The sequence below is a fragment of the Colwellia sp. M166 genome (assembly GCF_024585285.1).
Classification (GTDB): domain Bacteria; phylum Pseudomonadota; class Gammaproteobacteria; order Enterobacterales; family Alteromonadaceae; genus Cognaticolwellia.
On sequence record NZ_CP040755.1, the window covers coordinates 1980871 to 1994835 of the forward strand.

Sequence of the window (13965 nt, forward strand, 5' to 3'; positions counted from 1 at the left end):
TTACTTAAATTCCTAATATTTTTTAATCTGCTATAACCTGTAAAGTCAAGTTATAGCAGGCTAGTCATGTTATTTTACAAATTTTAATGTCATACGATCGCTTTCGCCAATCGCCATGTATTTTGCTTTATCTTGTTCACCTAGACGTAAAACCGGCGGTAATGTCCAAACACCTTTTGGATAGATAACGCTATCTTTAGCATTAGCATTTATTTCACTGCTTGCTGCTAAGGTAAAACCAGCAGCTTTCGCTTGTTCAATAGTTTTACTTTGTGAGACATAGCCTTTTGCTTTTTCAGCATCAACACCTGCCGGTAAGCGATGTTCAACAACACCTAAAACACCACCTTTTTTCAAGGCTTTATAAGCATCTTTAAATGCCTGCTCTACACCGTCATCACGCCAGTTATGTAAATTACGGAAAGTTAATACCAAATCAGCGGTGCCAGCAGGTGCAAGTTCGCTTGCTTGACGTGGAACAAAGTTAGTCAATTCGACTTCACTAAATACCGCGTTACTCGCTAGCATTGCAACTAATTGCTTACGTGAATTACTATAATAGTTGTCTTCACCTGTATCAGGATAGTGAGCACCGTAAAGTTTACCTTTACCTTTTATTGCAGGAGCTAATATTTCAGTATACCAACCGCCGCCAGGGGTAATTTCAACAACGGTCATTGATGGCTTAAAGCCAAAAAATTCTAAGGTTTCTTTTGGATGACGAAATTCATCACGAGCTTTATTTTTTGCTGAACGGTGTTCACCGGCAATAGCTTGTTCAAGCTGACTTTGATGAGCAACGTCTTGATGAGCACTGACCAAGCCAGAACACAATAACGTGGCTGAGATGATTGACGCTGTAAAAACTTTTTTTATAGTTTGAGCTGTTGTATGCATTGTTATCTTCCATTAACGAGTAAATTTTATAGTGGTTAGCGGCTGTTAAGCTTTTACAAAAGTAACAGAACTATAAACCGAATGTTAAACAGACACTATTTATAACAGATTTCTTTCAGATGTTCAGTGCAGATCGCTTTATCTTATCGACGAAAAGCTGCATTTTAACTTATATCGTGTATGTCTAAGTATTACTTCCCTTAGACATACACTTAACTATGATGCAGATAAGAAAAATACTTGCGAGCACATTTCTTATCTACTTTAACAATTAATGACGGAAGTGACGCATACCCGTGAATACCATAGCAATATTGTGTTCATCAGCCGCAGCAATAACTTCATTATCGCGCATAGAGCCACCTGGTTGAATTACCGCAGTAATGCCAGCAGCAGCGGCGGCATCTAAACCATCACGGAATGGAAAGAAAGCATCTGATGCCATAACAGAACCAGCTACTTCTAAATTTTCATCTGCCGCTTTAATACCGGCAACTTTTGCTGAATAGACACGACTCATTTGACCAGCACCAACACCAATAGTCATGCTATTTTTAACATAGACGATGGCGTTTGATTTCACATATTTCGCAACTTTCCAGCAAAATTGTAAATCACGCATTTCAGCATCAGTGGGGTGACGTTTTGTCACAACTTTTAACTCATCAGCCTGCACTTTACCTTGGTCACGATCTTGAATTAATAAACCACCATTAACACGCTTATAATCAAGGCCTGTGGTTTGGGTAGTCCATTGACCACAAACTAATAAACGTACATTCGGTTTAGCAGCAACAATTTGTGCAGCAGCTTCTGAAATACTTGGTGCGATAATTACTTCCACAAATTGACGAGAAACGATTGCTTCAGCGGTTTCTGCATCTAATTCACGGTTAAAAGCAATAATACCACCGAAGGCAGATGTAGGGTCTGTTGTATAAGCGCTATTGTATGCGGCTAATATGTTGTCACCAATAGCAACACCACAAGGATTAGCGTGTTTTACGATAACACAGGCTGCTTCTTCAAATTCTTTCACACACTCGAGTGCTGAATCTGTATCGGCAATATTGTTATACGATAACGCCTTACCCTGAATTTGTTTAGCTGTAGACACTGAAGCTTCTTCTGGATTCGCTTCAACATAAAACGCCGCATCTTGATGTGAGTTCTCACCGTAGCGTAAGTCTTGTTTTTTAATGAATTGGCTATTAAAAGTACGTGGGAATTTTTGCTTTTCCACACTTGCCGTTTCGTTACTACCATGTACTGGCAACATTTTACCAAAATAGTTAGCAATCATACCGTCATAAGCTGCAGTGTGCTCATAAGCGGCTATAGCAAGATCAAAACGTGTTTGATAAACCAAAGAACCATCATTAACAGCCATTTCAGCTAAAACACGTGCGTAATCTTGTGCATTAACCACAATAGTAACGTCTTTATGATTTTTAGCTGCTGCGCGCACCATTGTTGGCCCGCCAATATCAATGTTTTCAATGGCATTTTCTAATGAACAATTTTCATCAGCAACGGCATCAGCAAATGGGTAAAGATTTACCACAACTAAATCAATGGCACTGATATCATTTTCAGCCATTACCGCTTCGTCCATATCACGACGCGCTAAAATGCCACCGTGTACTTTTGGGTGCAAAGTCTTAACACGACCATCCATAATTTCTGGATGGCCTGTATAATCAGATACTTCCGTTACTTTTATACCATTTTCAGCCAATAATTTCGCAGTACCACCCGTTGATAAAAGGTCAACACCTTTTTCTGATAACGAGCGAGCAAATTCTACAATACCGGTTTTATCTGAAACACTTAATAGTGCACGTTTGATTGGGCGTGGTGTATGCATGGTTTTTCTAATTACCTATAAATTAAAATGGTTGTCTGGCCTATGACACATGTCCTTGGCAGTGAGCTTCGCTCTTTATCGCGTCCATTATCATTGATATGCGATGTTTACTCTTTGCGGGGTAAAAGTTGACTAATTGGATAACTTTTACATCCCTAAAAACAAAAAAGCACCCGAGGGTGCTTTTAATTGACAGGTTAGCCTGTCGTATTTCTTAGTTCATGCCGTATTTTTTTAACTTTTTACGTAAAGTACCACGGTTGATGCCTAATAAGTTTGCCGCACGGGTTTGGTTACCACGTGTATATTGCATGACTTCTTCAAGCATTGGCGCTTCAATTTCTGAAAGTACAAGGTCGTACATATCATCAACGTCATTACCGTTTAACTGAGACAAGTAGTTTTTAATAGCTACTTTTGCTTGTGTGCGTAAAGGCGAGGCCTTTGTCTGAGTTTGTAGATCACCGGTAATAAATGGAGAGGAAATATTTTGTTCAAACATAAAGTTCAGACTCTTTCTAAAGTTAAATTATCAAAATACATAGTTAATGCGTCGAGTTGTTCAGTAACTGACTCAAGTGCATTAAAAATAGAACGAAACGATTTTCCTTGTTCATGCGTTTGCATGTACCAAGAAACATGTTTACGGGCAAAACGCAGACCCATAAATTCACCGTAAAATTTGTGTAATTCCATTACATGCCCAATTAAAATTGAACGAACTTCTTCCGTTGTTGGAGCAGACAAATGCCTACCCGTTTTCAAAAAATGATTAATTTCTCGAAAAATCCAAGGTCTCCCTTGGGCACCACGACCAATCATAATGGCATCAGCCCCGGTGTAATTCAGCACTTGCTCTGCTTTTTCAGCACAAGTAACATCACCATTAGCAATAACAGGAATATTCACCGCTTGCTTGATTGCTTTAATGGTATCGTATTCTGCATCGCCTTTATAAAAGTCGTTACGTGTACGGCCATGCACGGCAAGTGATTGTATTCCGTTATACTCAGCAATATTGGCTATTTCAATACCGTTGCGAGTGTTTTCACACCAGCCAGTACGAATTTTCAACGTTACCGGAATATCTACTGCATTAACCACAGCTTTAACAATCAGCTCGACTAACGCAGGTTCTTTCAATAACGCTGAACCTGCTAATTTTTTATTTACCTTTTTAGCTGGGCAGCCCATATTGATATCAATAATTTGAGCGCCGTTATCAGCATTAAACTTTGCAGCAAAAGCTAATTCTTCAGGGTCAGAACCGGCAATTTGCACCGACCGTATACCTGCTTCTTCGCTGTGCAACATTCGACGCTGAGATTTACCGGTATTCCACACTTTTGGATTAGATGACATCATCTCTGATACTGCTAACCCTGCCCCCATCTGACAACATAATTGTCGAAATGGTTGATCGGTAATTCCCGCCATGGGTGCAAGTATGGTATTACTTGCTAATGTGTATGGACCTATCTTCACGCTGTTGTTTTTTTGAGCTACTAGTCAAAAGGGCGCTAAGTTTACGTGTTTTTTTTCGGATTGAAAAGGATATAAATTGAACAAAAAGCGCTTTTTTTCACGTTTTTCATATTGACATTTTCTAAAGTGTTGATGCGAGCAGATTTTGTACAATTTGATAACAAAAGCTGCTCATTTTTTAATACATTTATAAACGACTATTTACGAACACCGGATAAACGTACCCATTCATCTTGAACAGTAATAGCATCCATCTGACAAAACTCACCATATATAGTCTGTAATTGCTCAGCTTGCTCTTCCAAAACACCGGATAATGCAAGTACGCCATTGCTAGCAACATATTCAATGATCACTGGGGCAAGTTCACGTAATGGCCCTGCTAGGATATTTGCCACGACGACATCGGCTTTAAATTCGGGCTGATCTTTAGGTAAGTATAATGCTAAGCGATCTTCACATTGGTTACGTTTAGCATTTTCTAAGCTTGCTTGGAGTGCTTGTGGATCGATATCAATGCCGATAACTTTCTTCGCACCTAATTTCAGCGCGGCAAGTGACAAAATACCAGAGCCACAGCCAAAATCTACAACAGTTTTACCTTCAAGGTCTAAACCATCAAGCCAAGTTAAACATAAAGCCGTTGTTGGATGTGTACCGGTACCAAATGCTAAGCCCGGATCAAGCATCACATTAACCGCGGCTGGATCAGGCACATCACGCCAGCTTGGACAAATCCATAAGCGTTGACCAAATTTCATTGGATGAAAGTTATCCATCCACTCGCGTTCCCAATCTTTATCTTCTAACTGTTCAAGCTTATAAACCATGTTGGCTTTATCTGGGTGAATGCCTTTTAGGTAATTCAACACTTTGTCCATGTCATGGCTAGCATCGTATAAGCCCATAACAACGGTATTATTCCAATAGATCACTTCATCACCGGGAAGAGGCTCATATATAGGTGTGTCTTTAGCATCAATAAAGGTGACTGCTTGTGCACCACAAGCACTTAGCCAATCACTATACTTTTCTGCAGTCTCTTCATTGGCACTTAATCTAAGCTGGATCCAAGGCATGTTTAATCTCATCAAAAAATTTTCGCTAGTTTATCATTCTATATCGAGACAGAATAGCCAATTCAGCTAAGTACTGACAGAATTAAGCAGGCTAGATTATTAGATAAGAAACACAAGTAAAATAAATTAGCCCAATACTCACTATTACTCTTCTGTACAGATCCAAACGCAATGTTCTGATAAAGTAATCTTGCACTTATTCACCCTTAAGGATACCTATGCTAGATTTACTGCCTGACTTATTTGATAACCATGCTGATAAACTTTCTTTAGCTCAACCTATTTTTAACGATTATGGCGGCAAGAAAATATTCTTTGGCGAGATAGTAACTGTCAGCTGTTATAACGATAATTCAAAAGTTAAAGAGCTTGTTGCCACTGATGGCCGCAATAAAGTCATGGTTGTTGATGGCAAAGCTAGCATCACTAATGCTTTGCTTGGTGATATGTTAGCTGAACAAGCGGTAAAAAATGGTTGGCAAGCTATTGTTATCAATGGCTGTATTCGTGATGCCGGCACTATCGCTACATTACCACTTGCTGTAAAGGCTATTGGCTGCTGTCCAATAAAAACTGAAAAGTTAGGAAAAGGTGAAATTAACAGTATTATTAGCTTTGCCAACCTAAGCTTTAATCCAGGTCAATATATTTATGGTGATAGTAATGGCTTAGCTATCAGTAAAGCACTATTATCTTTTTAAGAAAAAATCTGCGTAATAAGCCTATTACTGAGATTATAAATAAAGCTAAACCTTAGAGTATTATAACAATGAAGTATTTTCCTATTTATCTAGACGCCAATTATATCAACGCCATGATAATAGGTGGCGGTGAAGTTGCCGCCCGTAAAATAGACTTGTTATTAAAGTCGACAACAAACATCACCATAATGTCTGAAACGCTTAATAGTAGTGTCGAACGTTTAGTCAATTTGCATCAATTAACTTGGCTTAAGCACAACTATCAACTGGGCCATCTCAATAATTATAATATTGTTATTGCCGCCACTGATAGCAGTGAAGTTAATAGCGCTGTCGCAGCAGAAAGTAAGCAGTTAAAAATCTTAACCAATGTTGTCGACCAACCTGAGCTTTGTAACTATATAACGCCAGCGATTATTGATCGAAACCCAATGATTATTGCTATGTCGAGCTCTGGTAGCGCGCCTATTTTACTACGTATGCTACGAGAGCAAATCGAAAAAACCCTACCTTATGGTTATGGCAAGCTAGCCGAGTTTTCTTTTAAGTTTAGAGATCACGTCAAAGCACGAGTAAAAAGCATACGTGACCGTCGTACTTTTTGGGAGCGCACATTACGAGGTAGTATAGGTGCAGCTATTTTAGCTGGCGAAACAACCTCGGCTGAGCAACAATTAATTGCCAGCTTAAAAGCTCAAGTGCCACCGCCAAGTGGTGAAATAGTATTTATACACACAGGTGATGGTAATCCTGACAACCTGACCCTAAATGCGCACAGAGAAATGCAATTTGCCGATGCGGTTTTTTACGACCAAGAAGTCAACACCGATATCATTGAATACATCAGACGTGACGCCAGTAAGTTCCCTCAAGATATATCATCAAGTATTTTAATTAATGTACAACACGCGCTCGACTTAGCTGAAAAGGGTGAAAAAGTGATTTATTTACTGCACGGCGTATTAGAACTACCGAGCAATAAAACCTTAGCTGAAAGCGCCATTACTAAAAAGCATATTTATAGCGGCACTTAAGACTTTGAAGACGAAAGCTTAAAGTGAAAACTCATGTTAAAAAATTGCACCATTGTGCAAGAACATTGGAACATTGGGCTAAACCGTAGTCATTCAAACGGTATAGCTTCATTATTATCGACATAAGTCGTTCGTAAAAAAGCAGAGCATGACTGAAGCTGCGTATTTTAGGCTTGCTTATGCTACCAGCGCAATGGCCACTAATAACATGAATACCGCAACACTATGTATTAGATTAATGATAGGGCTTGCAGCGGTCAATTGATTATCATCTTGCATAAGTAACTCCACGGTAAACATATTAGCTAAGTAATACTATAGAACCGTCAATAGCCGATTAAGTTCCAAGCTTTACGCTTCCTTACATTTATATTGTCTTACGCTGTTTATATATGTAGTCATCATTTAATTAATATTTCACCTAAAATTCACCAATTAATGATAAGTTAATGACTTGAGGGAATTGCAGAATTAATTGGATAGCAAGATGAAAATACTGCTGGTGGAAGACAACCAAACCATAGCAAAACAGCTGGTAGAATTCTTATCTGCACAACAATGGCAGCTTGATTATGCTCACACTGGTAAACTTGCCCTAACACTTGCCACAAGTAATATTTATGATCTAGTTTTACTCGACCTCAATCTACCTGATATAGATGGCCTTGAGGTTTGCCAACAAATTAAAGCGCAGAGTGAAAAAATTCCGGCAATTTTAATGCTAACAGCCCGCGACAGTTTTGACGACAAAGCCGCCGGCTTTGGGTTTGGTGCCGATGACTATTTAACTAAGCCCTTTGATTTACGTGAATTAGCCCTACGCTGTCAAGCGCTGACACGTCGCCAACAATTACACCAAGAAAACACCATCAGTTTAGCAAAAAACAATAGTCACTTACTGCTAAAAATTACGGAAAAAAGCGCCTTTCGTGATGACAACGAACTCAAACTAACCACGGTTGGTTTTACAATTTTGAACTTGTTGATGCAACATCACCCACAACCTATCTCGCGCAGCTTATTGATTCATGAGCTATGGGGTGATTCACCACCAGAAAGCGATGCACTAAAATCACATATTTATAGTTTACGCCAAGCCTTGGATAAGCCATTCGAAAAAGCGTTGCTGTCAACCGTCATGAATGTTGGCTACAAGCTTTCATTTTAACGTTAAGCATTAATAAGAAACGCGCTGGAGGTAAAGTGCAAATTAACAGTATAAAAACCAAAGCTATCTTATTACTGAGTTCATTTACGCTATTTATTGGCATCATTTATTCTGTATTGACTGTATTAACGGCCTATATTGTTGAAGATAAAATAATAGAAAAAGTATTGTTGATAGAAGCAAAAAGGCTCAACCAGCAATATCAAAAAACCGGCGTACTACCGACAGCTAATATTGCTGGCATGACTGTTTATAAAACAGCAAAAAGTTTACCCGATTTTGTCAAAGACGCATTAAAAGCAACGCCAAAAGCACGAGAAATATTTACCGACGACAACAATCATTTTCACTTAACCTATCTAAAAACACCTACCGCTGCTGGCGAAAACTTTTCGATAAAGCCCGCTGTAGAGCCAGCGATTTTACTGGCCAATGTCGCTGATTTATTAGTGGTAAGCAATATTTCTATTGACGTACTTTTACTGTTTATCACGGTGTTTTTTATCACCTTAATACTCGCTACTTGGTTGGCTTATAAAATAGCACTGCATTCTACAACACCTATCTTACAGTTAACCTCAGCACTGCAAGCTCAACAAAATAATAGTCAAGCAATTAAGCTACCGATACTTAATGATGAGCTAGGTTATTTGTCTCGGACCCTGCAGAGCACTTTCAATGATTTACAACAAGCGTTAAATCGGGAACAAGAATTTACTAAAGATGTTAGTCATGAACTACGCACGCCACTAACTATTATTTCCAACACGCTAGCATTAAGTGAACAAAGAGCAATAACAGCTGAAGATAAGCAGCACATTGCACAAGCTAGTGAACAAATGAAAAGCACGATAGAAGTATTGCTAACCTTGGCTAGAACACATACCTTAACAACTGAATTTAATCAATATGCCACACAGTTTTCACTGCGTGCCCTGCTCGAAGAAGTTATATTGTCATGCCATGCCAATGAACGTGCAGCGCAATTTATCATCAACATCCATATCGACAATAGCGACAGCAAAAGCAGTAATAACGAAGATAGCGATATCATACTGACCAGCCATCAAACACTGTTTACCTTATTGCTGAGTAATGTCATTAACAATGCTATTAATCACGCGAGTTCCGCTGAACTTAATATTTATTGTTCACGTAAAAGGCTAGCGAACACATGTATGGAAACAAGATTAAGTTTTCAAAACCCTTATCAAATCACAAAACCGGTATCGTCATTGCAAACTAAACCACCAACATTACTCAATCACAGCATAGGTCAAGGCTTATTCTTAATAGAGCGTATCGCCCGCGCCTTACAACTTAGTATTGAAATAGATAAGAGCCATGGGATTTTTACACTAAAAATACAATCAATTACTTAGCTTAACTTAATTTAACGTAGCTAAAAGTAATCCGCTTTTTTTCACCTTGATTTCACTTAACTAAGCGTATCATTTCTGCATAATCCAACTCTCGAGTGACATACCCTAGCTAAAGGTTATGTCCAAATTAAGGAATTATTATGTGGAAAAAACTACTGATCGCCACTCTTGTCTTACTGTTAGCCTTGGTTGCTTCAGGTGCTTGGTTTTTGTCACTAGTGCCAGTAAGCGAGCGTGAAAAATTAGTGCAAAGTAAAAAAAGTGATATTGCCTATTTAAACAATGCCAGAGCAGCCACAGGTGGAAAAATTCTCGCTGTAGTCACTAGCACTAATAAAATGGGGGATACAGATAAAAAAACCGGCTATGAATTAACCGAACTTGCTCGAGCTTATTGGGTTTTTCAGGCTAATGGCTTTGAGGTAGATATTGCCAGTCCTCAAGGAGGAAAGCCACCTGTGATCATAGATGACGACGACATGGGAATATTTGACTTTGCCTTTTTAAATGACGAAGCAGCACAACACAAAGTCACTCATTCAATAAAGATTGCCGACATTAATCCAGATGATTACCAAGGCGTCTACTTCGTTGGTGGTAAAGGCGCCATGTTTGATTTTCCTAATAACCTCGCGATTCAACAGCTAATAAAACAACATCATCAAAGCAATAAAGTCATCGCCGCCGTATGTCATGGTCCCGCAGCATTAGTAAACGTTATATTAGACGACGGTAGTTTTTTGGTTGATAACAAAAATATCAGTGCTTTTAGCAATAGTGAAGAGTTATTTTTAATACCTGATGCTGATGACATCTTTCCATTTTTATTGGAAAGTAAGCTCAAGCAGCAAGGTGCAAATTATCAAGCTGCAGCGAACTATCTTGAAAAAATCAGCTGGGAAGGCAATTTAATCACCGGACAAAACCCATGGTCAGTATGGGCTTTGGCTGAAGCGGTGGTTACACAATTGGGCTATCAACCTATGCCAAGAATAAAGTCCCCTGAAGAGAACACCATTGATCTACTCGCGTACTATCAACAACATGGTTTTGATAAAACTCAACACTACCTGCAAGCATCGGTGAATATCGAGCAACAACAAGTGCTCTTATTAATGCATGCTATTGTTGCGCTAATGGAATTTAAAGTCGTTAAATCTAGTGACTTAATTCGCCTCACCTTGAGTATAAAAGAACATATTAAGCGACATACGAGCAGCTTGGCACGAGATAAAAATAATGCTTAAAATAAATTATCTTAAAACACTGCGCTATATATTACTCGCAACATTTTCACTTTTTACATTGGCACTGCTTTGGTATCTGATGCTTGCTCTGAAGCTTCAGCCTATGTCACAAAAAGATATTTTTGCGCAGTATGAATATCAACATAACCCGTCGTTAGATATCAGCTTTGTAGCCATTGATGAGCACAATTTACAATTTAGCTATCACTCGTTTGACGGTGAAGTCGTGTACGGACAAATAAGCTATCCAAAAAAGCAGGCTGAGCATTACCCAGTATTAATTGGCATTTCAGCGATGGGCCGAAGTTATGTCCGTTGGTGGGCCGATAGTTTTAATGGCAATCCCACGTTGACCCAAGTAGATAAAATCGCTCAACTGGCAAATCAACAAGGTTATGTTGTGGTAGCCATTGACGCCAGGTTTCATGGTAAACGCAAACAGGAGTCACTGCCTTTAAGTAAAATAATGAATAATTTACACCTTTGGGGTGATCGCAAAGGGTATCTTAATATGATCACCAATACCGTTAAAGATCACCGTGTATTACTTGACTGGTTAATGGAACAAACTCAATTTTCAGTCGGTAAAGTCACTGTTGCCGGTTACAGTATGGGCGGGCAAATATCACTACTACTGGCCAGCGTAGACCCGCGCATCGATAAGATTATCGCTATTGCACCACCGTTTATAAATGACAAAGTAGCGGCTGTAGCCCCTAAAAACTTAGTGCCGAATATGCGCAATGCCTCCACACTTCTGATGACAGCGAGCAATGATGAATATGCAAGTCAGCTTGAAAATAATTTACTGTTTAGTTTAATTAACAGTGAAAAAAAGCAACGAATTGATTTTGACAGCGGACACATATTACCGGCTCATTACGTAGAGCAATTGCTACCGTTTTTAGCGACTAATTAACCACACTGAACGATAACGGTTTTGATGAATATTTTCGATATTTATCAAAGCCAACTAGGACGATGTTATTGTTAAACCTGCCTGACGAAAGCATTAAATAACTCCCCCGTAAACTTAATATCCGAGAATAAATAATTTTGCTTGCTATTTATTCTCCTTACCATTACGATCGCAATCGATAATCATTCGTATTTAGATTCTTATTGGTATTAATAAACATGTATATTAAAGCTAGCCTATCCGCTCTCATTTTAACTTTGCCCATCAACACCATAGCGCAAATAGCACCAGACAGAAGTCAAACTGAACACATTGTTGTTACCGGCACCCGTACCGCAAAGCTTTTAAGTGACTCTCCAGTATTAGTCGATGTTATTAATGGTGAAACTATTGCCAAAATTAGTCATGGCACGTTAGCGCAAGCACTAAATTATATTCCGGGTGTCGTCGTGAAACGTAGCGTAAAAGACGGCTATAACATTCAAATGCAAGGCTTTGATGGTGACCATGTTTTAGTCTTGATTGACGGTCAACCCATTATAAGTCCTACTGGCTCATCCGCGGATCTAGACCAAGTTCCCGCCAGTAATATTGCCCAAATTGAAATTATTCGTGGTGCGGCTTCGGTTATGTATGGCAGCTCAGCCATGGGTGGTGTAATTAATATAATTACCCATAAATCTGACGAACCAGCACTAAAGCTTGATTATGATGTCAGTCAATATCAAGGTAATACCCTTGAAGATGGCGACTTAAACCACACGCTAAAAATAAATGCGGTGGAAAGTTTCTCTGGCTGGCGTACACAACTTAACGCGTTGGTCATCGATGACCAAGGTTATGATTACGACAGCAATACCGTCAGCCAAGATGCGGCCAGTGTTGATAAAAAATTCATTACAGTAAGCACGAATAAAGCCTTTGAAGATCTAGCCACAAGCATTAAATACCAATGGTTAAGTGATGAAAAGCTACGTGATAGTTCGATAATCCCGGGACAAAACGAGGTTATTTTTTATAGAACAGAGGTAGATCAACAGCAAATCGATCTGGGCTTAAAAAGTACTAAACATCCAAAATCACCTTGGCAACTTAATGCTCGCTACATTAATCATCAAGAAACCAGTGGCCAATCAAATAGCTTACGTGACACCAATATTATTCTGTCCGAAATTAATGGCCAAAAAGTTTTTCAATTCAACAATATTGAGTTAGTTACCGGTGCAGCCGTTCATGCTGACAAACTGACACAAGATAAACCCGCTGAAAAGGTTATTGAAGTTGATAATGAAAGCCGTGAAAGCGTTGAAGTATTTGTACAAGGCAACTGGGTAAAATCAGACTATCAACTCCTTGCCGGTATGCGTAGCCAATACGACTCAGATTTTGGTTGGCATAACGCCTTACGCCTTAGCGCAATGAAAAACTTTGCTTTAGGTGAAGGTAAATTGCAATGGCGTGCAGGCATAGGTCAAAGCTATCGCGTGCCAAACTTAAAAGAGCGTTTCTATGTCTTCGATCATAGCGCTTTAGGCTACATGGTATTAGGCAACAAAGACCTTGAACCAGAAACAGCCGATTCATTTAACTCAAGTTTAACTTTTAACACCACTTTGGCGGATAACAAAGTCGACTTGCGCAGCGATATCAGTGTCCATTACTCAAAAACTGACAACCTAATTGACTCGATCATTGATGTTGAACAATCACAAGAAACAGGTTTATCTATTTATCAGTATCAAAATATCAGTGAAGCGAAAATTCATGGTTTTGATATCAGTACGCAACTGACCTTTAGTCAATGGAAAACACAATTAAATTACAGCTACTTAACCAGCGAAGATGAAAATAACCAACGCCTACTTTCCCGTCCGCGTCATCAAATAAAATTCAACATTAATTATGATATCGACGCTTATGATATCGAAATTATCGCCTACGCCGTTTATCAAGCAGGAGAAGCTGTGCCTGATAGCTACCAAGGCGTCGAAAATAATGAATATACCACCTTTAACACGGTATTTAATCAAGCCATAACAGACAAACTGTCGTGGCGAATAAGTGTTGACAATATCTTTGATAAACACAAAAAACCGACTGCAAGCAGTCAAAATTTATTTGATGCAAGACCTGTTAGTAGCCGCACCATAAGTGCTGGCATTAGCTATAAATTTTAGGGAATATAG

The 13965-nt window shown here is 39.0% G+C and carries 12 protein-coding genes; 7 read left to right on the forward strand and 5 right to left on the reverse strand.

What is annotated here, in order from left to right; genetic code table 11:
• Positions 1–69: 69 nt before the first annotated feature.
• The 5 genes from FGD67_RS08990 to prmA all read right to left on the reverse strand — a co-directional run bounded on the left by FGD67_RS08990 (position 70) and on the right by prmA (position 5328).
• Positions 70–897, reverse strand: a complete 828-nt coding sequence (locus tag FGD67_RS08990; protein WP_257174690.1) for a class I SAM-dependent methyltransferase — start codon at positions 895–897, stop codon at positions 70–72.
• A gap of 271 nt (positions 898–1168) precedes the next feature.
• Complete coding sequence (gene purH, locus FGD67_RS08995) at positions 1169–2764, reverse strand: bifunctional phosphoribosylaminoimidazolecarboxamide formyltransferase/IMP cyclohydrolase (RefSeq protein WP_257174691.1); 1596 nt, start codon at positions 2762–2764, stop codon at positions 1169–1171.
• A 214-nt stretch (positions 2765–2978) separates the two neighbouring features.
• Positions 2979–3266, reverse strand: a complete 288-nt coding sequence (fis, locus tag FGD67_RS09000; RefSeq protein WP_044832893.1) for a DNA-binding transcriptional regulator Fis — start codon at positions 3264–3266, stop codon at positions 2979–2981.
• A gap of 5 nt (positions 3267–3271) precedes the next feature.
• Positions 3272–4249 carry a tRNA dihydrouridine synthase DusB gene (gene dusB / locus FGD67_RS09005; protein WP_257174692.1) on the reverse strand — a complete coding sequence of 326 codons (978 nt, stop codon included), beginning with the start codon at positions 4247–4249 and terminating at the stop codon, positions 3272–3274.
• A 197-nt stretch (positions 4250–4446) separates the two neighbouring features.
• Complete coding sequence (gene prmA, locus FGD67_RS09010) at positions 4447–5328, reverse strand: 50S ribosomal protein L11 methyltransferase (protein ID WP_257174693.1); 882 nt, start codon at positions 5326–5328, stop codon at positions 4447–4449.
• Positions 5329–5546: 218 nt separating this feature from the next.
• Between prmA and FGD67_RS09015 the strand changes: the two genes are divergently transcribed.
• From FGD67_RS09015 to FGD67_RS09045, 7 genes are all read left to right on the forward strand, one after another.
• On the forward strand, positions 5547–6029 hold the full coding sequence (locus FGD67_RS09015; protein ID WP_257174694.1) for a putative 4-hydroxy-4-methyl-2-oxoglutarate aldolase: 483 nt from the start codon (positions 5547–5549) through the stop codon (positions 6027–6029).
• A gap of 68 nt (positions 6030–6097) precedes the next feature.
• On the forward strand, positions 6098–7063 hold the full coding sequence (locus FGD67_RS09020; RefSeq protein WP_257174695.1) for a siroheme synthase: 966 nt from the start codon (positions 6098–6100) through the stop codon (positions 7061–7063).
• A gap of 487 nt (positions 7064–7550) precedes the next feature.
• Positions 7551–8231, forward strand: coding sequence for a response regulator transcription factor (locus FGD67_RS09025; RefSeq protein WP_257174696.1), 681 nt, complete (start codon positions 7551–7553; stop codon positions 8229–8231).
• A gap of 35 nt (positions 8232–8266) precedes the next feature.
• Complete coding sequence (locus tag FGD67_RS09030) at positions 8267–9613, forward strand: HAMP domain-containing sensor histidine kinase (RefSeq protein WP_257174697.1); 1347 nt, start codon at positions 8267–8269, stop codon at positions 9611–9613.
• 140 nt (positions 9614–9753) lie between these two features.
• Entirely contained in the window at positions 9754–10860 is a 1107-nt protein-coding gene (locus tag FGD67_RS09035) for a type 1 glutamine amidotransferase domain-containing protein (protein ID WP_257174698.1), read from the forward strand.
• Positions 10861–10963: 103 nt separating this feature from the next.
• Positions 10964–11779 carry a dienelactone hydrolase family protein gene (locus tag FGD67_RS09040; protein ID WP_257174699.1) on the forward strand — a complete coding sequence of 272 codons (816 nt, stop codon included), beginning with the start codon at positions 10964–10966 and terminating at the stop codon, positions 11777–11779.
• A 218-nt stretch (positions 11780–11997) separates the two neighbouring features.
• Entirely contained in the window at positions 11998–13956 is a 1959-nt protein-coding gene (locus tag FGD67_RS09045) for a TonB-dependent siderophore receptor (protein ID WP_257174700.1), read from the forward strand.
• Positions 13957–13965 lie beyond the last annotated feature (9 nt).

Excerpts from the sequence above, each read along its gene's own strand:
- FGD67_RS09040 (WP_257174699.1), top strand. The coding sequence starts at position 10,964 with ATGTCACAAAAAGATATTTTTGCGCAGTATGAATATCAACATAACCCG.
- FGD67_RS09035 (WP_257174698.1), top strand. The coding sequence starts at position 9,754 with ATGTGGAAAAAACTACTGATCGCCACTCTTGTCTTACTGTTAGCCTTG.
- FGD67_RS09015 (WP_257174694.1), top strand. The coding sequence starts at position 5,547 with ATGCTAGATTTACTGCCTGACTTATTTGATAACCATGCTGATAAACTT.
- FGD67_RS08990 (WP_257174690.1), bottom strand. The coding sequence starts at position 897 with ATGCATACAACAGCTCAAACTATAAAAAAAGTTTTTACAGCGTCAATC.
- fis (WP_044832893.1), bottom strand. The coding sequence starts at position 3,266 with ATGTTTGAACAAAATATTTCCTCTCCATTTATTACCGGTGATCTACAA.
- FGD67_RS09045 (WP_257174700.1), top strand. The coding sequence starts at position 11,998 with ATGTATATTAAAGCTAGCCTATCCGCTCTCATTTTAACTTTGCCCATC.
- FGD67_RS09020 (WP_257174695.1), top strand. The coding sequence starts at position 6,098 with ATGAAGTATTTTCCTATTTATCTAGACGCCAATTATATCAACGCCATG.
- prmA (WP_257174693.1), bottom strand. The coding sequence starts at position 5,328 with ATGCCTTGGATCCAGCTTAGATTAAGTGCCAATGAAGAGACTGCAGAA.
- FGD67_RS09025 (WP_257174696.1), top strand. The coding sequence starts at position 7,551 with ATGAAAATACTGCTGGTGGAAGACAACCAAACCATAGCAAAACAGCTG.
- purH (WP_257174691.1), bottom strand. The coding sequence starts at position 2,764 with ATGCATACACCACGCCCAATCAAACGTGCACTATTAAGTGTTTCAGAT.